We start from the raw sequence: 22,554 nt of genomic DNA on the forward strand, positions 1-22,554 counted from the left end.
GATGTCGGTGCGGGAGATGCGGCCTCAGCCGCAGAGTCCGCGCGCGGTGTCGTTCTTGCCCTGGCCGCCGATCGCCTTGACGACGTCGCCGACGTTCGTGAACCCGAGGGCGCCCTCGGTGTTGATGGTCTTGTGCACCTGACCGAAGCATGCGGCGTCGGACGGCGCGGCGTTGGCCGTGCCGGCGACGCCGAACACGGCGAGAGCGACGATGGCTCCGGTGGCGAGAATGCGCTTCATTGGACTTTCCCCTCCTCTGTGGCGGGCGCGTGTTCACCCGCTATGGAGTACTTCCGCCGACGGCGCGGGTTTGGATGCACCTCCCCGGCGGAGATCAGAGTCGAGCCGTGACGACCCGCAGTCCGAGCGCTAGCCGCAATTCGGCCGGCAGCCGCGCTGGGTGACCGCGTCGATGAGCACCGTGCCGATGTCGGTCGGCTGCAGCGCCTGATACGCCGCCCCGTCGGTGGCCGCAGCGATCTGCTCGAGGGCCGCCTGGTCGGTGTCGGGTCCGTAGCCGATGGCGATGACGGCGATCGGCTTCGACGGATCGCGCAGCGCCTCGAGCTGGGCCAGCAGTCCCGGCAGGTCGAGCCCCTCGTCGTCCTCGTTGTACCCGTCGGTGTTGAGCAGCACCAGGTGCACCTGGCCGGGAACATACGTGTCGCGCATGTACTGCACCGCGGCGAGCACGCTGTCGTAGAGCCCCGTGCCGCCGCCGACCAGGCTGTCGAGCCCGTTCGCCGTGTCGATCGTGCGCTGCTTGTGCGCCGGATCGCCCAGGGGACCGAACGGCACGATCTCCTGCCAGTCCTGGCCGCCGATCCGCCGGCTCGAGAACACCCAGGTCGCCAGCGACGAGTCGGCCGACAAGGAGTTGACGGCGCGCACGGCCGCCTGCTCGAAGAGGTCGATGCGCCGCATGTCGGCGGTCGCCGGTTGGAACATCGATCCCGACACGTCGTTGAGCGACAGCATCCGCGAAGGTGCCGTGAGCACGTACCACGTCCGCAGCGCCTCCGCCTGATTGGTGCCGTCGACGGGCTCGGCCTCCGCACCGGCCCCCTCGGCGCCCGTGGTCGCGTCCGGCGCAGTGCCCGCGGCATCCCGCAATCCGTACTCGGCCAGCTGCTCGCCGCCGCTCGCGACGGCAGCCGACAGCGCCTCGACCGCCTCGACCGTGTCGTCGGAGGCATCGCCGAGCGCGACGAGCGGCAGCGTCACCGCCGGCTTGACGTCGGTCGGGTACACCGGCACGAGCGGGACCGCGGCGTCGCCCGCGTACTCCAGCACCTGCTGCTCGGTCGTGACGGCGATGGTCGGCGTGGGAGCAGCGGATGCCGCGGCCAGCGCCTCTGCGGTGGTCGGGACGACGCCGGTGTCGAGGCCGAGAACCAGCGCGGTGAAGGCGCGCGCGTCTCCGCCGACCGCGGTCTGCAGGGCGAGGAGGGCGGCGGAGCTCGAGGCCACCGTCGCCGGGTCGGGCAGCACCGCGGCGACCGTGCGCCCCGCGAGGCTCGCGAACCCCGCGCCCGATGCCTGGAGCGCCGCCGCAGTGGGCTCTGTGGCGGCGAACACGACCGGGGTGCTCGCCAGCGCGTCGCCGACCACCAGTTCGGCGGTGTCCACGCCCGCGCGCTCGGCCTGGCCCGTCACCTGCGCGGGCCACATCGCCGAGTCGGGCACCCAGACGTCGAAGTCGGGCTCGGAGCCCGCGGCGAGCGTCGCCGCCGTGGCCGCGCTCGCTTCCTCGTGGACGGTCACTTCGGGGCATTCGCCGCCTGTCCCCGGCATCTCGGCGACGATCTCCTCGAGCGCGCCGGCGACGGCCGGATCCGCGGTGATCCGCAGTCCGGAGGGGAGGCATTCGCTCGCGGCGTTAGGCTGCGCCTCGGGTTCGGCGGCGGCGCCCCGCAGGAGGAAGACGCCGAGCACCACGGCGAGCGCGACGACGAGGGCGAGGATGACGCCCAGCAGGATCAGCAGGCGCTTCCGCTGCTGCGCGGCGCGGACGGCCGCGCGCGTCGGGGCGTCACCGCCGGCGGGCGTGTTCGGCTGCACTCGGGCCACAAGCACTCCGATGGACGGCGGGCCGGGGGGTGCCCGCTTGCGGGATACGGCGTCATATCAGGTCAATACGGCGTCGTACGTGGGGGGATACCCGATGGAGTATAGGCGACACGCCCACGCGGCCGAAACGTCCGCGCTCCTCAGCGCAGGCCGCCGGCGACGTCGAGGATCGTGCCGGTGACGTACGCGGCATCCGTCGTGATGAGCCATTCGACGCCCGCCGCGATCTCATCGGGCGACCCGGCACGGCCGAGCGGCGTGCGCGCGCCTACCTCGGCGGCGCGATCGGGACGACCCGCCCGCGCGTGGATGGAGGTGTCGGTCGTGCCCGGGCTGACGGCGTTCACCCGCACACCGAGGGCCGCCGTCTCGCGCGCCAGGCCCACCGTGAAGGCCTCGACACCGGCCTTCGACGCGGCGTACCAGACGTACTCCCCCGGCGATCCCGTACGGGCGGCGATCGACGAGACGTTGACGATGCTCCGGTCATCGCGCGGTGCCCGCTGCTCCCACCGCGCGACGACCTCCCGGCTCAGGCGCATGGTCGCCACGAGGTTCACGTCCAGCACACGCGCGAGCGTCTCGTCGGACGCGGTGGTCAGTGGACCGATCGGCCCGGTGATGCCGGCGTTGTTCACGAGGATCGTGAGCTCGCCGAGTTCATCGACCGCATCGGCCAGCCGGGCAGGGGCGTCCGCATCGGTGATGTCGCACCGCGACGCCACCGCGACCCCGCCCTCCTCGGTGACCGTGCGCACCACGTCGGCGGCTCCCCCGTCGTCAGAGGTGAAGGTGAACAGCACGACATGCCCGCGCCGGGCGAGCCGGCGCACGATGGCGCGACCGATCCCCCGGCTGCCGCCGGTGACGATCGCGACCGTCCGGCTCACGCTCCCGTCAGGCCTGGTCACAGGTACTCGTAGTCGGTGAACGACTCGTACGGGTAGTCGACGTCGCCCGTGTCGCGCACGTCCTTCTGCTCGGCGTCGAGGAGCTCGGAGGTGAAGACCACCGCCACGCCCGGTGAGACGAGCACCGACACCTCCCGGTTGCCCAGCACGACCAGGTCGACGAGGTCGCCGTTGGCCCGCATGGCCGCCACGGTCGCCGCCTTGACGTCGTCGATGTCGTGCCCCTGGGCCAGCACGAACCTGTCGTCCCCGATTCTCACAGTGTCTCGTCGCATGGCATCCCCGGCCGATCGCTCGCGTCCACCCCCAGCGCGAGTCTCGCAGCGAACCTTCCCCGGCAATCTACGTTCCGGTGCCCGCTGGTGCGAGGGGCTCCGCTTCGCCCACAGCTATCTCCCGGTTCGGATTCGCGGCGCACGGGCCCCGGTCGTCGCCGAGCGTGACAGGGTGGGCGGATGACCTCCACCATTCAGCGTCTCAGCGATCTCGCCCGCGAGCGCGGCCTCACCGTCGCCGTCGCGGAGTCGCTCACCTCCGGCATCCTCGCCAGCGAAGTGGGCAAGGGCGAGTCGGCGGGCGACTGGTTCTCGGGCGGTGTGGTGGCCTACCGGATGCCGGTGAAGACGCACGTGCTGGGTGTGCCGGAGGGCGTCGACCCGTGCTCGGCGGAGTGCGCCACGGCGCTCGCGGCGGGCGTCCGGGCGCTCCTGCAGAGCGGGATCGCCGTCGCGACGACCGGCATCGGCGGTCCCGACGCCGAGGACGGCCACGCGCCCGGCACCGTCTACCTCGGGTGGGCGACGGCCAACGACTCCGGTGCGACGCACCTGCAGCTCGACGGCGAGCCCGAAGAGGTGCTGAGCGCGACGGTCGATCACGCGCTGCAGTTGCTCGTGCGCCTGGCCGAGGGCGACGTTCCGACGAGCTGACGAACGGTCCGGCGGCTGACGGTACGGTCCGGCGGACGCTGGATGCCGGTGTCCCCGGCCGCTGCGAGGATGTGCGGGTGGCAGATGCATCGATGTGGGACGCCGAGGCGCAGACCTTCGACGATGCCGTCGACCACGGGCTGCGGCATCCGTCCGCTCGTGCGGCCTGGCGCGCCCTTCTCGTGGAGGTGCTCGGGCATGAACCCCTGCGTGTCGCCGACCTGGGCTGCGGGACCGGCACGCTGTCGGTGCTGCTCGCGGCAGAAGGCCACGAGGTCACCGGGGTGGACTTCTCGCCGGCGATGATCGAGCGCGCGCGGGCCAAAGCCGGCGCCGCGCAGGTCGCCGCGACGCTCGTGTGCGCCGATGCGTCGGCGCCACCGCTCACCCGCGGCGGGTTCGACGTCGTGCTCAGCAGGCACGTGCTGTGGGCGATGCCCGATCCGCCCGTGGCCCTGGGCGCATGGATCGACCTGCTGCGCCCGGGCGGCCTGCTGGTGCTGATCGAAGGTCGCTGGCACACCGGCGCGGGCCTCACGGCCGAGGCTGCGATGCAGCTCGTGGATGGGCACCGCCTCTTCGGCACTGACGTCCGCCGCCTCCCCGACCCCGAGCTGTGGGGCGGCGAGATCACCGACGAGCGCTACGTGCTGACGGCGCGGCGCGCGGACTGACCGCCGAAGCGGACGCGGCTCGGCGGCCGAGCCGGGTGTGGACCTCGGTCAGCGGGCGGCCCGGACCCGCAGCGCGCGGAGGTAGCGGCGACGCGCGACGCTCTGCGCGACGAGCAGCGCGGGATACGCGGCGCGCCAGCGCGGGTCGTCGCCCGGGCGCGTCAGCGACCGCACCGTCAGCATCACCGCCTCGCCGTCGCGGTGCACGATGAACGCCTCCTCGCCGCTCACCGGATGGCCGGCGAGGGTGCGGTAGGCGAAGCCCACGCGGTCGGGGCGCTCGACGACCGCGACCACCTCGACGGGCTCGCGGACCGACAGGCCGAACGGATGCGCCATGATGACCGGGCGGTCCCCGCGCGAGACCGGGCCGTCCGGGCTCACGCCGAAGCCGCTGCGCGTCTTGACGCCCCACCGCAGCACCTCGTCGCTCGCCCAGCGCCACACACCGTCGCCCCGGCCGAGCGCGGTCGAGCGCTCCCAGCGGCGGAATCCCTCGGGCCGCAGGGTCCAGCGCGGGCTCTCGGGCTGGGTGAGCGAGACGGGGTCGGGCTCGGACATGCTCCGATCCTTCCACCGTCCGCACCACCCGGGCCGGTGTAGCCGGTTCGGGTGCGGTCTGCAACCCCGAAGCCTGACACGCCCGCCCGGCGGTAGGAAAGCACGTGTGAAGAGGGTGATCTACGCGGGAAGCGAGTTCGTGACGGGGGACGAGATCGCGTCGGCGCTGCTGGTGTGCAGCCAGGCGCTGGCCGAGGCGGGTGAGGCGCAGACGGTGTCGGTCCCGTCTCGGGAAGCCGATGGATCGGTGGGCACCGTCATGGTGCTGATCGGACCGGCGAGCCAGATCGTCGCGATGGACGCGCACGGCGATGGTGAGGAGCTGCTCGACGCCGCCGCCGTGGCCCGGCTCGATGCGATCGCACGGAGCCTGCGACCGATCGCCGGCATCGATCCCGACATCCCCGACCAGACCGACTGGGACAGCGAAGTCTGACCGGCAGCGGGTGGATGCCCGCGGAGCAGGAGGAGACATGGACGACAGCACCACTCCCGTCGTGACCCGGTCGAACCGGGGGCAGTGGGAGAACCACGTGGCGGGGCATCCGGAACTGTCGCGGAGCTTCTCGAGCAAGGACGAAGCGGTCGATGCCGGCCGCAGCGTCGCCGACGATCTCGGCGTGGATCATGTCGTCGAGGATGCCGAGGCCACCGGCGCGATCACCGATCCGCAGGAGTGACGGCGCGACGCCGGTGACGCCGGCGCGGGCGGGCACCCGGCCGGCCGGGCGCGGTGCCGAGGGAGAGAAGGCAGGAGCACGACATGTCGGATCCGAACAGCGATCAGGCGAGCGGGAAGCCGAGCCAGGCCGAGGGCGAAGACCGCGATCGGCCGTCGGACGGCGAGACGCAGCCCGCCTCGGGGCATCCGTCCCAGGCGGAGGGCGAAGATCCCGGCCGGTAGCACCGCGACACGGCGGCTGCGGCATCCGCTCGCCTCAGCGGAAGTCCCTCGCGCGATGGTGCACGCCCACACGGAGGTCTTCGAAGCGGTCGGCGACGAGGTTCGTGACGCCCTCGGTCGAGCGCTCGAGGATGCCGCGGGCGATGATCGCCGGCGAGTCGCGCACCACGCGCCGATACCGGTTCCACACCCCGATCGAGCACACGATGTTGACGAGGCCGTGCTCGTCCTCGAGATTGACGAAGGTGATTCCGGATGCCGTGGCAGGCCGTTGCCGGTGGGTCACGAGCCCGGCGACCTCGATGCGACGGCCGGGCTCGTGGCTGCGCAGCTCGCGCGAGGTCAGGACCCCACGCGCATCGAGCCCGGAACGGTAGTGCGCCATCGGGTGGTCGTCGGTCGAGACGCCGGTTGCCCACAGGTCGGCGGCGAGCCGCTCGTAGCTGGTGGGGTCGGTGAACAGCGGCGGCTGCACCGCGATGAGCGAGTTCGGCAGGAACTCCGGGCGGTCCTGCGCCGCCGAGCCCGCGAGCCAGATGGCCTCACGCCGGCTGAGTCCGAGGCACTCGAACGCGCCCGCGGTGGCGAGCGCCTCGACCTGCGCGGCGGTGATGCTCGTGCGGCGCACCAGGTCGCGGAGGTCGCGGAACAGTCCGCCGGCATCGCGCGCCGCGACGATGCGCTGTGCGACCGGTGCGCCGATGCCCTTCACCCCGGCCAGTCCCAGCCGCACCGCGAAGGCACCGTCGCGCCGGTGCGCAGCCGACTCGTCGGGGGCGTCGATGTCGAACTCCCCCGTCGGCGGCTGTTCGGAGTGGGTGCACGATTCCAGGCCGGTCGGCGCGAGACCTCCGGTCGTTGAGCGAGCGAAGCGAGACGAAACGCCCTCGACCGGCTCGGAACCCCCGGTCGTTGAGCGAGCGAAGCGAGACGAAACGCCCTCGACCGGCTCGGAACCCCCGGTCGTTGAGCGAGCGAAGCGAGACGAAACGCCCTCGACCGGCTCGAGCACGGCCTCGACGCCCGACAAGTGCAGGTCGGGGCGGCGCACGTCCACGCCGTGCCGGCGGGCATCGCTCACGAGCGTCGCCGGCGAGTAGAACCCCATCGGCTGCGCGCGCAGCAGCCCTGCGAGGAACGCCCCGGGGTAGTGCAGCTTGATCCACGAACTGGCGTACACCAGCAGGCCGAACGACAGCGAATGCGACTCGGCGAAGCCGAAGTTCGCGAATGCCTGGATCTTGGCGTAGATCGCATCGGCCTCCTCGCCGACGAGGCCGTTCCCGGCCATGCCGGCGTAGAGCTTCTCCTTCAGCGAGTCGATGCGCTCGATCCCGCGCTTGGAGCCCATCGCCCGCCGCAGCAGATCGGCGTCCTCGCCGGTGAGCCCGCCGACGGCCATGCCCATCTGCATCAGCTGCTCCTGGAACACCGGGATGCCGAGGGTGCGGGCCAGCACCGGCTCGAGCTTGGGATGGGCGTAGGTCACCTTCTCCTGCCCCAGCTTGCGCTTGACGTAGGGGTGCACCGCGCCGCCCTGGATCGGGCCGGGGCGGATCAGCGCGATCTCGATCACCAGGTCGTAGAACCGGCGCGGCTGCAGGCGCGGCAGCAGTCCCATCTGCGCGCGCGACTCGACCTGGAACACCCCGATCGAGTCGGCGCGGCACAGCATGTCGTAGACCGCCTTCTCCTCCTTCGGGAGCGTCGAGAGCTCCCAGTCCTCCCCCGTCGAGGCGCGGATCATATCGAAGCAGTACTGCAGGGCCGCCAGCATCCCGAGCCCCAAGAGGTCGAACTTGACCAGCCCCATCCAGGCGGCGTCGTCCTTGTCCCACTGGATCACCGTGCGGTTCTCCATGCGGGCGTGCTCGATCGGCACGACCTCGCCCACCGGCCGGTCGGTGAGGACCATGCCACCGGAGTGGATGCCGAGATGCCGCGGCGCCTTGAGCAGCTCGCTCGCGAACTCGAGCACCTGATCGGGGATGTCGTGGCCGGGGCCCGTCTCGAGCAGCGCGCCCCACCCCTCGATCTGCTTCGACCAGGCGTCCTGCTGCCCCGGCGAGTGCCCGAGCGCCTTGGCCATGTCGCGCACGGCGTTCTTGGGACGGTACTGGATGACGTTGGCGACCTGCGCGGCACGATCGCGCCCGTACTCCTGGTAGACCCACTGGATGATCTCCTCCCGGCGGTCGGAGTCGAAGTCGACGTCGATGTCGGGCTCTTCCTCGCGAAGGCTCGACAGGAACCGCTCGAACGGCAGGTCGTAGGCGATCGCGTCGACGGCGGTGATGTCGAGCAGGTAGCAGATGGCGCTGTTGGCCGCCGAGCCTCGGCCCTGACAGAGGATGCCGCGGCGCCGCGCCTCCTGCACGATGCCGTGCACGATGAGGAAGTAGCCCGGGAAGTCCTTCATCTCGATGACCCCGAGCTCCTTCTCGATGCGCGTCCGGTTCTCCTCCGTCAGCCGCGGATACTTGCGCGGCACCGCCTCCCACACCAGGTGCCGCAGCCACGACATCGGCGTGTGCCCGTCGGGCACCTTCTGCTTCGGCAGGGCGGGCTTGGCACGGCGCAGCGGAAAGGCGAGCTCGTCGGCCAGCGGCACGGTGCGGGCCACGGCGTCGGGGAACCGCACGAACCGCTCCGCCATCTCGGCGCCCGAGCGCAGGTGCGCGCCGGCGTGCACCGGCAGCCAGCCGTCGAGCTCGTCGAGCCCGCGGTTCGCGCGCACCGCCGCGACCGCCGCGGCCAGCAGCTGCCGCTGCGGCACGGCGTAATGGACGTTGTTCGTCGCGAGGAGCGGCAGCCGGCGCTCCCGTGCGAGCCCGGCCAGCACGTCGTTGTCGCGGGTGTCGAGCGGATTGCCGTGGTCGATGAGCTCGACGTGCACGGCGTCGCGCCCGAACAGCGTCACGAGGCGATCGAGCTCGCGGGCCGCGGCATCCGCCCCCGCCGTTCCCGGCGCAGAGGCGAGCGCGCGCCGCACGGCGCCCTTGCGGCATCCGGTGAGCACCGCCCAGTGTCCGTCGGCCTGCGCCGCCAGCTCTTCGAGGTCGTAGACCGGGCGGCCCTTCTCGGCCCCCTGCAGCTGCGCGTGGGTGAGCGCACCCGCCAGCCGGTGATACCCCTCCTCGCCGCGCGCGAGCACGAGCAGGTGCGCCCCGACCGGGTCGGGCTCGCCGTTCTGCGGCTGCGGCAGCTCGAGCGACAGCTCGGCGCCGAACACCGTCTTCAGCCGCAGCGCCTCGGCGGCCTCGGCGAAGCGCACGATGCCGTAGAACCCGTCGTGGTCGGTGACCGCCAGCGCGTGGAGCCCCAGGCGCTCGGCCTCTTCGGCGAGCTCCTCCGGGGAGGAGGCGCCGTCGAGGAACGAGTACGACGAGTGCGCGTGCAGCTCGGCGTACGGGATCGCCTCGGCCGGCCGCTCGATCGCGGGCGCGATGTACGGCCCCCGCTTGCGCGACCACGCCGGGCTGTCGCCGCCGTCCGCGCCGGCCGGCGGCCCGCCGGGTCTGCGGCGGCCGCTGAGCACGCGCTCCATCTCCGACCAGGGAACGCCCGGGTTGTTGAAGCCCATCAGCCGCCGCCCTCGGTTCCGCGCGTCGAGCGGGCGTGCGAGACTCCGACGTCGTTCGTCTGTCCGAGGCGTTTCGTCTCGTCGCTGCGCTCCTCGCTCAACGACCTGGGCTCCCGAGCGAGACGAAACGCCCGAAGCTCCGGTCGTTGAGCGAGCGGAGCGAGACGAAACGCGCGAAGCCCCGATCGTTGAGCGAGCGGAGCGAGACGAAACGCGCTGCGGCGCACCTCAGTCATAGGTCGCCTCCGCCGTCCAGGCGTCGCCGTCGCACACCAGCAGCCAGGCCGCCCCCTCGGCGTCGACCACCTGGAACCGGTGCGCACGGCGCGAGCGCGCGGCATCCCATCCCCGCTCGATCACCGGCCACGGTCCCGCCCACGCCTCGATCGCGCGCCTGCGGCCGCTCTCGATGAAGAACGCAGGCACAGCCGAGACGCTCCCCCGCTCGTCGATGTCGACGAGCTCGCCGCCGAGCGCGCGCACGTCGACCGGCACGGGGTCGGCGAACACCGTCGTCGGGAGCGGATCGGGCAGGCTTCCCGGCCACGGCCGCGCGCGCTGCGCCGCGAGCCCGCCACCCCCCTTCGTCTGCCGGTCGCGCTCGTCCCTGTCGCCCCACGGCACGAGCACCTGCCGCTCGGCCAGCCATCTGCCGCCGCCGATCGCGGGCGTCAGCACGCCCCGGTGCCCGAGCATCGCCTGCACGCGCGACAGCGCATGGTGCACCCGCTCCTCAGGTCCGCCGCCGAAGAGCGCCGGGGCGTGATGGGATGCCGCCTCCACCGCCTCGGGCGAGATCCGCACCAGTGCGACCCCGCTGCGGAGCCCGCCGCCGGCGGCGTCGCCCGCCCCGACGTCTTCCGCGAGCTGCCAGCGCACGCGGTCGACCACCGCCGCCGCGTCGAACGATCCCGGATGCAGCCACACCCGCTCGCTGCGCTCGCCCCGGTCGCCGACGAGCTCGACCCGCAGCTCGGTGCACACGAGGTCGATCGCGCCCAGCCCGGCGACGAAGTCGTCGGCGGTCACGCGCATCGCGAAGGCGACCTGGTCGGCGATCTCGAGCGGCGGCTCGAAGGCGACCTCGCGCTCGAGCTCGGGCGGCGGCGTGCGGGGCTGCACCGGCTGGGAGTCACGCCCCGCGGCGAGCGCGTGCAGCCGGACGCCCCGCTCGCCGAACCGCTCACGCACGCGATCGGGCGCCATCCCGGCGAACCCGCCGAGGGTCTGCACGCCCAGCCTCGCGAGCAGCCCCACCAGGTCGGCCGTCTCCTTCGGCGCCGTCGCGCCGCCGCCGACCATGGCGGAGGCGTCGAGCACGGCGACCGACAGCGGTGCGAGGAAGCCCGCGGCACCCCCGGCAGGCACGACGAAGACCGGTTCATCGGCGGTCGTGCCGCCCCGCGCCGCCTGCTCCGCCGTGAACGGCCCGTCGGCGATCCCGGCGCGGACGCCGTGGAGCCCGGCATCGCGCAGCGCCCCGAGAAGCATGCGGGCGGCCTCGGTCTCACCGCCGTAGTAGCGCGCCGGACCCCGGGCGCCCAGCGCGCACAGTCCCGGCCGCACCAGCTGCACCCCCGGCGCCCGGTCCTCGATCAGCGACACGACCGGCGCGAACGCACGGTGGTCGCGCGCGGCATCCGCGTCCACCAGCCTCAGCCCCGGGCACCGGGCCTGCGCGTCGCGCCGGCGCTGCCCCCGGCGCACCCCCTCCGCCCGAGCGGACGCCGAGCACGCGACGACGAGATTGCGCTCCACGATGGCGATCGGATGCCGCCGCCCGCGCCCTGCGGCGGAGCCCGGGGCGAGCGCACCCGCCGTGTGCCGCCCCGGGCCCGGCGTGGGCTGCCCCGCGCCCGTTGCGTCCTGCCCTGCACCGGCGGCGTCTGGCCTCCACCCCGCCGTGTCCTGCCCCGCACCGACGGCGTCTGGCCTCGACCCCGGCCGCTCCCTCGCGGCCGACCCCGGCCGCTCCCCCGCGGCCGCGCCGGTTCGCTCCCCCGCCGCCCCACCGGCGTGCTCCCCCGCCGCGGGGCCGGTCTCCCGCTCGAGAGCCGTGATCGGCCAGTCGGGGAACCACAGCACGAGGCTGCGCACGGGCGTGCCCGGCGTCATGTCACCCCACCGCCCTGATCGGCTGCGCGAAGGCCTCGGCACCGTCGTCGCGGTGCAGCGCCTCGACGGGACGCATCCGCTCGGGCGGCGCAGAGACGTGGCCCGCGGCATCCGGAAGCATCACGCGAGCCCGCCGGGACCGCGGCCAGCGCCTGCTCGACGCGGTGAGCGTCACCTCGCGGCCGGAGAGGTAGCCGTGCCCGCGCCCCACACCTTCCCAGGTGGGCTCGCCCACCTCGAGCACGGCCTCGGCCTGCGGCCAGGGCCCCTGCACCAGCAGCACCGCACCGCGATCGCGCAGCCGTGCGGCGAGCCGGGCGATCTCGCCGTCGGCGGCGCGACCCGTGGGACGCACCGCGACCACGGGGAGCACCTCGGCGACGGTCGAGGTGACGGCCAGCCACCGCGCACCGGGATCGGGGATGAGCACGAGCCGTGACAGGTCGACGCCCAGTCCTTCGGCCGCCTCGGCGCCGAGCCGCGGCATGCCGATCACCCCGCACCACGAGCCCGCCTGCGACGGCTGGGCCAGCAGCGCGAGCAGCACCGACGTCGACCGCGGCAGAGAATACGCCGAGCCCGGCCGGAGGCCGCCGCCCGGAAGCAGCGACGCCAGTGCGGGGTGGACCGGCAGCACGGGCGCATCGAGGCGGCGGCCCTGCACGCGCTCGAGCTGCGCACGCAGCCGGGCCACGGTGTGGGTCGAGCCGGCCGGCGCGAGGCCAGTCGTCTCGGCGCCACCCGCCGTGCCCGCCGACGCCTCGTCGACGGGCTCGTGCACGTGCTGTGCCGTGAGCTGCACGATGGCCCTCATTCCCACAGGCTAGAACAGATGTTCTAGTATTTCAATCGCAGGGAATGAGACTACCTCGGAGTTCCGACAGTTATGTTCGAGCCGATGCGAGTGGGGGCACGGCATCCGCCGGCGCATCACCCAGAGCACCGCGCTGCCGCGCGGGCGCGGCACCGAGCACGATGCCCGCGAGCACCAGCGCGACACCCACGATCTGCGGCATCCCGAACGCCTCGCCCGCGAGCACCACCCCGAGCACCACGCCGGTCACCGGGTTGAGCAGACCGACCACGCCCACCACACCGGGCGACAGGCGCCGCAGCCCGGCGAACCACGCGACGTACGCGACCGCCGTCGCGATCAGCGTCAGATAGGCGAAGCCGAGCGCCGACGTCGCCGTCAGCGCGGGCGGCGCCCCTTCCACCAGCAGCGCCGCGGGGATCAGCACGATCGAGCCGCCGATGAGCTGCCATGCCGTCATCGGCAGCGCCGGCACGCCCGAGCCCCAGCGCGACGTCAGCACGAAGCCCAGCGACGCCGCCACCATCGCTCCGAGCGACGCCGCGACACCCCATGGATCCGCGCCGTCGGCATCGAAGCCGAGCATCACCCCGACGCCGACGAGCCCCACCGCCGCACCCACCGCGGCCGCGAGCCGCGGCCGCCGGTGCAGCAGCAGCCAGCCGAACAGCAGCATGCCGGCCGCGGATGCCGACATCAGCGTCGCCGCGAGGCTCGACGGCAGCCGCTGCCCCGCGACGTAGACGAGCACGAAGAACCCGCCGACGTTCAGCGCGCCCAGCACGAGCGATCGCCACCACCACGATCCCGCCGGCAGCCGCCGGGCGATCAGCAGCACGAGCAGACCCGCGGGCAGCGCGCGCAGCACCCCGCCCCACAGCGGCGCATCCGCGGGGAGCAGACTGCGCGTGACGACATAGCCGCTCCCCCACGCGATCGGCGCGATCGCGGTCACGAGGATCCATCGCCAGCGCTTATCTTCCATGGAAGACACTTTATCTTACGAGGAAGATAAAGTGGTCGGCATGCCCGAAGACGACGCCGCCACCACAGACGACCTCGACCGCGTCGCCGAGATCCAGCGCGAATGGCGACGCGAGCGGCCCGACCTCGACCCCTCCCCGCAGGGCGTCATCGGTCGCCTCCACCGCATCGCGCTCGAACTCACCGAGCGCCTCGTCGCCGTGTACGAGCAGTTCGGGCTCAGCGAAGGCGAGTTCGACGTGCTCGCCACGCTCCGCCGCGCGGGAGCGCCATACGAGCGGGCCGCCGGCGAGCTCGCCGACCACACCCTCGTCACCACCGGAGGGCTCACCAAACGGGTCGACCGCCTCGCAGCCCGCGGTCTCGTCGAACGGCGGGTCGAGGCATCCGACGCCCGCAAGCGCCTGGTGCGCCTCACCCCGGAGGGCCGCGACCTGATCGATCGCGCCATCACCGCGCACCTGGCCAACGAGCACCGGATCCTGGACGAGCTCGGGAGGACGGATGCCGCGGCCCTCGAGCCGATCCTCACCCGCTGGCTGCGGGTGCTCGACGCCGGCTGACGTCGTCAGCCCCGGCGCGACGCTCAGGCGGCCAGCGCGAGATACGGCTCCCACCGCGGATCGGTGCGCTCCGTGCCGCGCACGGTCCACTGCGCACCGCGCGGTGGACGCGGAGTGAAGCGCAGCTCCCAGTTCATCTCCTGCGGCGTGCGGTCACCCTTGACGTTGTTGCAGCGCAGGCAGCAGGCGACGAGGTTCTCCCACGAGTCGGCCCCGCCGCGCGAACGCGGCAGCACATGGTCGATCGTCGACGCCGCCTTGCCGCAGTACGCGCAGCGCATCGCGTCTCGACGCAGCACGCCTCGCCGCGTCACAGGGACGTGCCTGCCACCCGGCACCCGCACGTAGCGGGTGAGGATGATCACAGCCGGGCGTTCATACGAGCGTCTGGTGCCCCACACCGGATCTGTCTCGGTGTGTTCCACCACGGTGGCCTTCTCGTTCATCACGAGCACGAGCGCCCGCTTGAACGACACGACCGCGAGCGGCTCGTAGCCCGCATTCAGCACCAGAGTGCGCATTGATCATCCTCTCGAATGGCCGGGACGGCTTCTCGGTATTCGACTTGCGCGACGATCGATGGCGCAGGGGCATGAAAAAAGGCGCTGTCTTATAGACAGCGCCTTGGCGCCACGGCAGAGCCGCGGCATCCACTCGTGCAATGCCGAAGGACGAGGCGTCCGAGCGCATCCATGGTTCGGATGCGTGGTATGCAGCCCATCGGCTCCCTCCGCTCTCTCAGCGTCGGGATTCAGGCTAACGCACGCAGCAGACACCGGGGCGGTGCCGCGGTGAACGAGAGCGGGCGTGTCGACGAACGGATGCCGCCGCCCGACGTGGGCGGCGGCATCCGCTTCTCGTTGCTCGCGGTCGGCGAAGACTCAGCCGGCGTTGGCCTGCAGCCACGCCCACGGGTCGACGACGGAGCCGTTGATGTGGACCTCGAAGTGGAGGTGGCACGCGGTCGAGCTGCCGGTGCTGCCGACGAGGCCGATGAGCTGGCCGGCCTCGACCGACTGGCCCACCGACACCTGACGGCTGCCGTAGGTCATGTGGCCGTAGAGCGTGTTCACGCGCTGGCCGCCGATGACGTGGTCGATCGAGACGCCGACGCCGTAGCCGCCGTAGCTCTCCTGCGAGACCTTGACCACGCCGGCCGCGGCCGCGTAGAGGGGCGTGCCGCACGACGACAGCAGGTCGACGCCCTGGTGGTAGCCCGAGTCCCAGAGGCCTCGGCCCTTGGTGAAGTTGAGGATCGGCCAGCGCACCTCGCCGGTGCCCGGCGACGTGAGCGCGATGTTCGTCGGCACGGAGCCGCGCGACGCGGCGGCCGCGGCCGCCCGCTCCGCCACCTGGCGGGCACGCTCGGCTGCCGCCTCTTCGGCCTTCTTCTTCGCGATCTCCTCGGGCGTGGTGGCCGAGTAGCTCTCGCGCGACAGCTGCGTGGCGTTCGCGTCGGATGCCGCGACGAAGGTCTGCGCGTCGTCGACGGCCATCTGCTGGATCGTCATGGGCTCGGCGTCGGCCCGGTCGGCGCTGGCCGCGAACGCGGGGAGCGCCACGGTGGCGACGAGGCCGCCCACCATGCTCAGGATCACGAGGTTGCGCAGCGGCTTGGCCACGCGGCCCTTCTTCGACGGCGCCGAGCTCGACGCGGCGGGACGGACGGACGCGCGAGCCGTCGCCGGCTTCGTCGCGGGCACGCCGGTGCGGGCGCGCCGCGCGGGGGTCTTCCGTCCACGTGCGCGGCGGGTCTGCTCCGCCGCGACGTTCTCGGGTTCGGTCGCGTGCGACTCGATCTCTTCAGCCAAACTTGTCCTCCGGCGCCTCTGCGCCGGGGCGCCTGGCTCGTCAGCACTCGGTGTCGGGGCACGATATGCGGGCTTCACCGCGCGGACGACGAGCCGGTGAGGCAATCCGCGCGGGGTCCGGTCGGCGGGCTTCTCGCCTGGTGGACTGTTCGAGGCTACCCGAAGGTCACGATTCTGTCACGCTCTGCGCCTGGCAATTCGCGCACAGTGCGCGGCATGGATGCCGGGCGTCCGGCATCCGCTTTCCTCAGCGCGCCTCGTCGACGAGGAAGATGTGCGACGCGACCTCGACCGGAAGCTCGAGACCCTCGTCGCTGCCCTCCATCTGCACGAGGACGTAGCCCTCGTTGTAGCGATAGGCGCCGACGGCGCCGGGGACGACGCCCGCGCCCTTGAGCTGCTGCAGCAGCTCGGGGTCGACCTGCGCGGGCTCGGCGAGCCGGCGCACGGTGCCGGTGATGGGCTCGCCGGCGTCGTTGAGGCGGCGGACCAGGCCCACGACGCCCTGCTCGAACCCGTTCGCCGGCACATCGCCGAGCTGGTCGAGTCCCGGGATGGGGTTGCCGTAGGGAGACTCGGTGGGATGCCCGAGCAGCTCGACGAGGCGGCGCTCGACCTGCTCGCTCATCACGTGCTCCCAGCGGCAGGCCTCTTCGTGCACGTAGGCCCAGTCGAGGCCGATGACGTCGGAGAGCAGGCGCTCGGCCAGGCGGTGCTTGCGCATGACGTCGACGGCCTTCTGCCGGCCGGCGTCGGTCAGCTCGAGGGTGCGGTCTTCGGAGACCACGACGAGCCCGTCGCGCTCCATACGGCCGATGGTCTGCGACACCGTCGGGCCGGAGTGACCCAGCCGCTCCGAGATGCGGGCCCGCAGCGGCACGATGTTCTCCTCTTCGAGCTCAAGGATCGTGCGCAGGTACATCTCGGTGGTGTCGATCAGGTCGGTCATCGCGGTGTCCTCAGTTCTCAAGGGGCTGAGGACAGCCTATCCTCCGCTCCCGACCCCGGCCCCGCGGCGCCGGGCCCTCGGCGCCGCGCGGCTCCACGCCGTCGGCCGCGCCGCCGGCCGGCCCACGACAGGTGAACAGCGCTTCCACAGGATGCCCAAGCCCGCAGGTCTCCTTCGCAAGCCCCGTTCACCTGCCAAAGCCCCGGCCACCTTGGCCCGCGCCGCCGGCCCGCCCGCCGCGCCGCCAGCCGGCCCCTCGGGGCCGGGCGGCTCCACGCCGCCGGCCGGGCCGCCGGCCGGCCCACGACAGGTGAACAGCGCGTCCACAGGATGCCCAAGCCCGCAGATCTCCTTCGCAAGCCCCGTTCACCTGCCCAAGCCCCGGCCACCTTGGCCCGCGCCGCCGGCCCGCCCGCCGCGCCGCCAGCCGGCCCCTCGGGGCCGGGCGGCTCCACGCCGCCGGCCGGGCCGCCGGCCGGCCCACGACAGGTGAACAGCGCTTCCACAGGATGCCCAAGCCCGCAGGTCTCCTTCGCAAGCCCCGTTCACCTGCCAAAGCCCCGGCCACCTTGGCCCGCGCCGCCGGCCCGCCCGCCGCGCCGCCAGCCGGCCCCTCGGGGCCGGGCGGCTCCACGCCGCCGGCCGGGCCGCCGGCCGGCCCACGACAGGTGAACAGCGCGTCCACAGGATGCCCAAGCCCGCAGATCTCCTTCGCAAGCCCCGTTCACCTGCACAAGCCCCGGCCACCTTGCCCCGCGCTGCCGGCCCGCCCGCCGCACGCTCGCCGCCGGCCCCCGACAGGTGAACAGCGCTTCCACAGGACGCCCGAGCCCGCAGGTCACCTTCGCAAGCCCCGTTCACCTGCACAAGCCCCGGCCACCTTGCCCCGCGCCGCCGGCCCGCCCGCCGCACGCTCGCCGCCGGCCCACGACAGGTGAACAGCGCTTCCACAGGACGCCCGAGCCCGCAGGTCACCTTCGCAAGCCCCGTTCACCTGCACAAGCCCCGGCCGCGCGGCGGGCTCATCGACCTCATGCGGCGCGGTGAAGCCCTTGAGCCACCGCGCGCATGATCAGGTCCTGCACCTCGTGCCAGCGGTCGATCACCTGCGGGTACGTGACGCGGATGACGTGGTAGCCCAACAGCATGAGCGCGGCGTCGTGAGCGACATCCTCCGCGCGCTGGGCGCCGACGTGATGCCCGCCGTCGATCTGCACGACGAGTCGGTCGCCGATGAGGAAGTCGGCACGATGACCATGGATCCAGATCTGCGCTCGGATCGGATGCCGCAGCCAACGCAACCGCGTCCGGAAGATGGTCTCGAGCCCTGAATCCGCGAACGGGGTCGCTTCCTCGAGAAGACGACAGGAGGAACCGGTCAGCGGCAGACGGGCGAGCTCCCCCTTCTCCACCATGCGCTGGTTGAGGGCCGACTCCCAGATCGCCAGCGCGATCTCGTGAGGTTGGCAGCCGGCGACCATGACGAGGGTGTTCAGGATGCCGTCCTCCAGCGCTCCGGCCGGGCGCGGCTGGACGGGCTTTCCCCAGTGCACCGTCGCATCGGGGTTCTGCAGGTTCAGCCGGGAGGCGTTCGGCGCGGCCCCGACATGCGGTCCCTCGTGAGCCAGGACCCAGAGTCCGAGCCGTTGCGCCATCGTCACGCACGTGAGGACGACACCCGCCCGCGCCGCCGCGAGCAGATAGGGGTCCGCATCGGGGACCGCCAGCCAGCCCTTCCGCGGCCTGTAGATGTGACCGGCCGAGACCGCTGCCGCGATCGCATATCGGCTGACGCCGGCTTCCAAGATCGAAATGGCGCGTGCGACGCCGCCACGCGCGATCAGCTCTGCGATGGGATCTGTCATATCCGGATGGTGGCGGTCAGACGCGTGCCCGCGGTCAGATCGACGGTGCGATCGAAGAAGTCGGGGCCGCGGCGTCCATCCCGCGGTCTGGGGAGGAAGCTCCACCGGTAAAGCGGCGTCCGGCAGGAGCGAGATCGCGGTGGGCTCCCTGCACAGCGCCGGATCACCTGTGGAACCCACAACACCAGGGTTCCGCCGCGAACCGGGCTCGCGGCATCCGCTCCTTCGCGCTCGCTCGCTCCTGCACACGCCGACCGCGGCAGGTCAACCAGGGTCACGCAGGAGCCCCGCGGCGGTACGGATCCTGCGCAAGCCCCGTTCACCGGCGGAAGGGTGGGATGCCGCGGCCCCGGCCTCCGCGCCCGCCCCTTGCCGCGCACGCCGCGCGAGCGACAGGTCAACCGGGGTTCTGCAGGAGCCCCGCGGCGGTACGGCTCCTGCGCAAGCCCCGTTCACCTGCGGAAGGGTGGGATGCCGCGGCCCCGGCATCCGCGCCCGCCCCTTGCCGCGCACGCCGCGCGAGCGACAGGTCAACCGGGGTTCTGCAGGAGCCCCGCGGCGGTACGGCTCCTGCGCAAGCACCGTTCACCTGCGGAAGGGTGGGATGCCGCGGCCCCGGCCTCCGCGCCCGCCCCTTGCCGCGCACGCCGCGCGAGCGACAGGTCAACCGGGGTTCTGCAGGAGCCCCGTGGCGGTACGGCTCCTGCACAAGCCCCGTTCACCGGCGCAAGGGGGGATGCCGCGGGCCCTGGCATCCGCTCCCCCTTCCCCTCACGCCGCGCGACAGGTCAACCGGGGTTCTGCAGGAGCCCCGCGGCGGTACGGCTCCTGCACAAGCCCCGTTCACCTGCGCAAGGCGGGATGCCGCGGGCCCCGGCATCCGCTCCCCCTTCCCCTCACGCCGCGCGACAGGTCAACCGGGGTTCTGCAGGAGCCCCGCGGCGGTACGGCTCCTGCACAAGCCCCGTTCACCGGCGCAAGGGGGGATGCCGCGGGCCCTGGCATCCGCTCCCCCTTCCCCGCACGCCGCGCGACAGGTCAACCGGGGTCCTGCAGGAGCCCCGCGGCGGTACGGCTCCTGCACAAGCCCCGTTCACCGGCGCAAGGGGGGATGCCGCGGGCCCTGGCATCCGCTCCCCCTTCCCCGCACGCCGCGCGACAGGTCAACCGGGGTCCTGCAGGAGCCCCGCGGCGGTACGGCTCCTGCACAAGCCCCGTTCACCTGCGGAAGGGTGGGATGCCGCGGCCCCGGCATCCGCTCCCGTCCCTCGCCCGCGCAGGACGCGAGCGACAGGTCAACCGGGGTTCTGCAGGAGCCCCGCGCCCGACAGGCCAACGTGGCCTCCGCAGGAGCACAACGGCGGTACGGCTCCTGCACAAGCCCCGTTCACCTGCGGAAGGGGTGGGATGCCGCGACCCCGGCGGACGGCAACCCCCGTTCACCTGCAGAAGGGGTCGGATGCCGCGACCCCGGCGGACGGCAACCCCCGTCCACCTGCGGAAGGGGTCGGATACCGCGGCCCCGGCGGACGGCAACCCCCGGTCACCTGCGGAAGGGGTCGGATACCGCGGCCCCGGCGGACGGCAACCCCCGGTCACCTGCGGAAGGGGTCGGATACCGCGGCCCCGGCGGACGGCAACCCCCGGTCACCTGCGGAAGGGGTCGGATGCCGCGACCCCGGCGGACGGCAACCCCCGTTCACCTGCGGAAGGGGTGGGATGCCGCGATCCCCGGCGGACGAGGGGCCTCGGACCTCCCCCACCGGCCACGGCGTCATGGCCCGTCACGAGGACGGGGGGCGCGGCGCGCATCCCTAGAATCGACGCATGGCGCACATCGAGCTTCCCCGAGAGATCCTGCCCGCCGACGGACGCTTCGGGTGCGGCCCGTCGAAGGTGATCCCCGCCCACCTCGAGGCCCTCGCCGGCCGCGGTGCCGCGCTGCTGGGCACCTCGCACCGGCAGGCGCCCGTGAAGGACCTCGTCGGACACGTGCGCGCCGGCCTGCACGATCTCTTCCGCGCCCCGCACGGCTACGAGGTCATCCTCGGCAACGGCGGGTCGACCGCGTTCTGGGATGCCGCGGCCTTCGGCCTCATCGAGAAGCGCAGTCAGAACCTCGTGTTCGGCGAGTTCGGCGGGAAGTTCGCCAAGGCCGCCAAGGCGCCCTGGCTCGAAGCGCCCGACGTGCGCGAGGTGGCCGCGGGCGGAAGCACCACTCCCGAGGCCGTCGAAGGCGTCGACGTGTACGCCTGGCCGCACAACGAGACCTCCACGGGCGTCGCCGCCGCCGTGCAGCGCGTCCACGGCGACGAGGGAGCCCTGACCGTCATCGACGCCACGAGCGCGGCCGGCGGCATCGACTTCTCGCTGCACGAGGCCGACGTCTACTACTTCGCCCCCCAGAAGAACCTCGGCTCGGACGGCGGCCTGTGGTTCGCCCTGGTGTCGCCCGCCGCGATCGAGCGCATCGAGCGCATCGCGGCGTCCGGCCGTTACATCCCCGAGTTCCTCAGCCTGAAGCAGGCCGTCGACAACTCGCGCCTCAACCAGACGCTCAACACCCCGGCGCTCGCGACGCTGTTCCTCCTCAACGAACAGCTCCGCTGGATCAACACCAGCGGCGGCCTGCAGTGGGCCGACGCGCGCACCCGCGAGTCGTCGCAGGCGCTGTACGACTGGGCCGAGGCATCCGCCTTCGCCACGCCCTTCGTCACCGACCCCGCCGACCGCTCCCCCGTCGTCGTCACGATCGACTTCGACGAGAGGGTGGATGCCGCGGCCGTGGCGAAGAGCCTGCGTGCGAACGGGATCGTCGACACCGAGCCGTACCGCAAGCTCGGCCGCAACCAGCTGCGCATCGCGACGTTCGTGTCGGTCGAGCCGGACGACGTGCGTCAGCTGATCCGCTGCATCGACTACACGGTCGAGCGGCTCGGCTGAGCCGCAGCGACCTGTTCGCCCCCGCCGGCCCGCTCGGCCTGATCGCCCCCGCCGGACCCCTCGGCCGCGTCGGCCCCCTCGGGTTCCCGGGCCTCGTCGACCCCTTCGGGGTCATCGGCGCCCTCGCCCAGCGGCGACGGGGCCGGTGACAGCACGGCCGACACGATCGCCTCGATCGCGAACTCCGAGGCGCGCGCGAGGTCGACGTCGTCGGGGTCGAGCAGCCACTGCACCTGCAGGCCGTCCATCACGGCGAGGATGCTCGTCGAGGCGTACGCGATGGTGTCGGGGGCGGTGACCCCGCGCTCGGCACACACGACCGCGAAGGCGTGCGCGACCTCCGACCGGAGGGTCTGATAGCGCTTCTGGAAGAAGTCGCGCCCGGGGTGGTCGGCCGTGACCGACTCGGCCGAGAGCACGACGTAGGCCTGCACGATGCCGGCGCGGTGGGCGTTCACGAACGCGGTGCGCACGAGGTGGCGGAACAGCGGCATGCCGTCGGGGATGTGCTGCTCCTCGAGATCGGCGACATCGGTCTCGTCGCGGTGCTGCAGCACCTGCAGCAGCAGCTGATCCTTCGATCCGAAGTGGTGCAGGATCCCGGCGTGGGTCATGCCGACCTGGTCGGCGATCTCCTGCAGCGTGCCCCCGGCGAACCCCTTGCTGCCGAAGATCTCGACGGCGGCATCGAGGATGTCGCGCCGCTTCGCGAGCGTCTCAGGCCGCGAGCGCGGCTGCCGGCGCTGTCCTGCCATCGGCCGGCACCCCCTTCTGCGCCGGCGACGTCTTCGCCGGCGCCTGTGAGTCTACGCACGCGGAGTCGGAGCGCTCGTGCAGACGCGGTTGCAAAAGTTACTTACTTGATTGTAAGTTGATCC

At 72.8% G+C, this 22,554-nt stretch carries 20 protein-coding genes and 1 pseudogene; 7 read left to right on the forward strand and 14 right to left on the reverse strand.

Annotation, left to right across the window (positions count from 1 at the left end):
* Window positions 1–24: 24 nt before the first annotated feature.
* The 4 genes from R8Z57_RS01350 to R8Z57_RS01365 form a co-directional block, all read right to left on the reverse strand.
* Entirely contained in the window at window positions 25–240 is a 216-nt protein-coding gene (locus R8Z57_RS01350; protein WP_318351959.1) for a hypothetical protein, read from the reverse strand.
* 129 nt (window positions 241–369) lie between these two features.
* On the reverse strand, window positions 370–2,070 hold the full coding sequence (locus R8Z57_RS01355; RefSeq protein WP_318351960.1) for a VWA domain-containing protein: 1,701 nt from the start codon (window positions 2,068–2,070) through the stop codon (window positions 370–372).
* Between the two features lie 140 nt (window positions 2,071–2,210).
* Entirely contained in the window at window positions 2,211–2,981 is a 771-nt protein-coding gene (locus R8Z57_RS01360) for an SDR family NAD(P)-dependent oxidoreductase (RefSeq protein WP_318351961.1), read from the reverse strand.
* Window positions 2,978–3,241 (reverse strand): hypothetical protein, encoded by a 264-nt coding sequence (locus R8Z57_RS01365; protein WP_318351962.1) that lies wholly within the window; start codon window positions 3,239–3,241, stop codon window positions 2,978–2,980. Before R8Z57_RS01365 ends, R8Z57_RS01360 begins: the two co-directional genes overlap by 4 nt.
* 195 nt (window positions 3,242–3,436) lie before the next feature.
* On the opposite strand from R8Z57_RS01365, the gene R8Z57_RS01370 reads away from it, so the two are divergent.
* Both R8Z57_RS01370 and R8Z57_RS01375 read left to right on the forward strand, forming a co-directional pair.
* Window positions 3,437–3,910 carry a CinA family protein gene (locus R8Z57_RS01370; protein ID WP_318351963.1) on the forward strand — a complete coding sequence of 158 codons (474 nt, stop codon included), beginning with the start codon at window positions 3,437–3,439 and terminating at the stop codon, window positions 3,908–3,910.
* 77 nt (window positions 3,911–3,987) lie between these two features.
* Window positions 3,988–4,584 carry a class I SAM-dependent methyltransferase gene (locus R8Z57_RS01375; protein ID WP_318351964.1) on the forward strand — a complete coding sequence of 199 codons (597 nt, stop codon included), beginning with the start codon at window positions 3,988–3,990 and terminating at the stop codon, window positions 4,582–4,584.
* Window positions 4,585–4,632: 48 nt separating this feature from the next.
* On the opposite strand, the gene R8Z57_RS01380 is transcribed toward R8Z57_RS01375, so the two are convergent.
* Window positions 4,633–5,145 (reverse strand): DUF1990 family protein, encoded by a 513-nt coding sequence (locus R8Z57_RS01380; protein ID WP_318351965.1) that lies wholly within the window; start codon window positions 5,143–5,145, stop codon window positions 4,633–4,635.
* 106 nt (window positions 5,146–5,251) lie between these two features.
* Between R8Z57_RS01380 and R8Z57_RS01385 the strand changes: the two genes are divergently transcribed.
* The 3 genes from R8Z57_RS01385 to R8Z57_RS01395 all read left to right on the forward strand — a co-directional run bounded on the left by R8Z57_RS01385 (window position 5,252) and on the right by R8Z57_RS01395 (window position 6,049).
* Complete coding sequence (locus R8Z57_RS01385; RefSeq protein WP_318351966.1) at window positions 5,252–5,581, forward strand: hypothetical protein; 330 nt, start codon at window positions 5,252–5,254, stop codon at window positions 5,579–5,581.
* A gap of 37 nt (window positions 5,582–5,618) precedes the next feature.
* Entirely contained in the window at window positions 5,619–5,825 is a 207-nt protein-coding gene (locus tag R8Z57_RS01390) for a DUF2188 domain-containing protein (RefSeq protein ID WP_318351967.1), read from the forward strand.
* Between the two features lie 83 nt (window positions 5,826–5,908).
* Window positions 5,909–6,049 carry a hypothetical protein gene (locus R8Z57_RS01395; RefSeq protein ID WP_318351968.1) on the forward strand — a complete coding sequence of 47 codons (141 nt, stop codon included), beginning with the start codon at window positions 5,909–5,911 and terminating at the stop codon, window positions 6,047–6,049.
* 34 nt (window positions 6,050–6,083) lie between these two features.
* Here R8Z57_RS01395 and R8Z57_RS01400 read toward each other — a convergent pair whose 3' ends face one another.
* The 4 genes and pseudogenes from R8Z57_RS01400 to R8Z57_RS01415 form a co-directional block, all read right to left on the reverse strand.
* Window positions 6,084–9,632 carry an error-prone DNA polymerase gene (locus tag R8Z57_RS01400; RefSeq protein WP_318351969.1) on the reverse strand — a complete coding sequence of 1,183 codons (3,549 nt, stop codon included), beginning with the start codon at window positions 9,630–9,632 and terminating at the stop codon, window positions 6,084–6,086.
* Window positions 9,633–9,860: 228 nt separating this feature from the next.
* Window positions 9,861–11,402 (reverse strand): annotated as a pseudogene (locus R8Z57_RS01405) (DNA polymerase Y family protein); the annotation flags it as partial.
* A gap of 346 nt (window positions 11,403–11,748) precedes the next feature.
* The gene (locus R8Z57_RS01410; RefSeq protein WP_318351971.1) at window positions 11,749–12,561 is read right to left on the reverse strand and encodes a hypothetical protein; all 813 of its coding nucleotides are present in this window, start codon (window positions 12,559–12,561) and stop codon (window positions 11,749–11,751) included.
* 70 nt (window positions 12,562–12,631) lie between these two features.
* Window positions 12,632–13,546, reverse strand: a complete 915-nt coding sequence (locus R8Z57_RS01415; RefSeq protein ID WP_318351972.1) for an EamA family transporter — start codon at window positions 13,544–13,546, stop codon at window positions 12,632–12,634.
* Between the two features lie 40 nt (window positions 13,547–13,586).
* Between R8Z57_RS01415 and R8Z57_RS01420 the strand changes: the two genes are divergently transcribed.
* Complete coding sequence (locus tag R8Z57_RS01420) at window positions 13,587–14,108, forward strand: MarR family winged helix-turn-helix transcriptional regulator (protein WP_318351973.1); 522 nt, start codon at window positions 13,587–13,589, stop codon at window positions 14,106–14,108.
* 23 nt (window positions 14,109–14,131) lie between these two features.
* Here R8Z57_RS01420 and R8Z57_RS01425 read toward each other — a convergent pair whose 3' ends face one another.
* From R8Z57_RS01425 to R8Z57_RS01440, 4 genes are all read right to left on the reverse strand, one after another.
* On the reverse strand, window positions 14,132–14,629 hold the full coding sequence (locus tag R8Z57_RS01425; protein WP_318351974.1) for an HNH endonuclease: 498 nt from the start codon (window positions 14,627–14,629) through the stop codon (window positions 14,132–14,134).
* Window positions 14,630–14,989: 360 nt separating this feature from the next.
* Window positions 14,990–15,919: a M23 family metallopeptidase gene (locus tag R8Z57_RS01430; RefSeq protein WP_318351975.1), complete on the reverse strand. Its 930-nt coding sequence runs from the start codon at window positions 15,917–15,919 to the stop codon at window positions 14,990–14,992.
* Window positions 15,920–16,166: 247 nt separating this feature from the next.
* Complete coding sequence (locus tag R8Z57_RS01435; protein WP_318351976.1) at window positions 16,167–16,868, reverse strand: metal-dependent transcriptional regulator; 702 nt, start codon at window positions 16,866–16,868, stop codon at window positions 16,167–16,169.
* A 1,031-nt stretch (window positions 16,869–17,899) separates the two neighbouring features.
* Window positions 17,900–18,913 carry a type IV toxin-antitoxin system AbiEi family antitoxin domain-containing protein gene (locus R8Z57_RS01440; protein WP_318351977.1) on the reverse strand — a complete coding sequence of 338 codons (1,014 nt, stop codon included), beginning with the start codon at window positions 18,911–18,913 and terminating at the stop codon, window positions 17,900–17,902.
* A gap of 1,647 nt (window positions 18,914–20,560) precedes the next feature.
* Here R8Z57_RS01440 and serC point away from each other — a divergent pair.
* The gene (gene serC, locus R8Z57_RS01445; protein ID WP_318351978.1) at window positions 20,561–21,676 is read left to right on the forward strand and encodes a phosphoserine transaminase; all 1,116 of its coding nucleotides are present in this window, start codon (window positions 20,561–20,563) and stop codon (window positions 21,674–21,676) included.
* Here the strand turns inward: serC and R8Z57_RS01450 are convergent.
* The gene (locus R8Z57_RS01450) at window positions 21,652–22,431 is read right to left on the reverse strand and encodes a TetR/AcrR family transcriptional regulator (RefSeq protein WP_318351979.1); all 780 of its coding nucleotides are present in this window, start codon (window positions 22,429–22,431) and stop codon (window positions 21,652–21,654) included. The genes serC and R8Z57_RS01450 overlap by 25 nt on opposite strands.
* Window positions 22,432–22,554 lie beyond the last annotated feature (123 nt).

It is taken from the genome of Microbacterium sp. M3, from assembly GCF_033548675.1.
Taxonomy (GTDB): domain Bacteria; phylum Actinomycetota; class Actinomycetes; order Actinomycetales; family Microbacteriaceae; genus Microbacterium; species Microbacterium arthrosphaerae.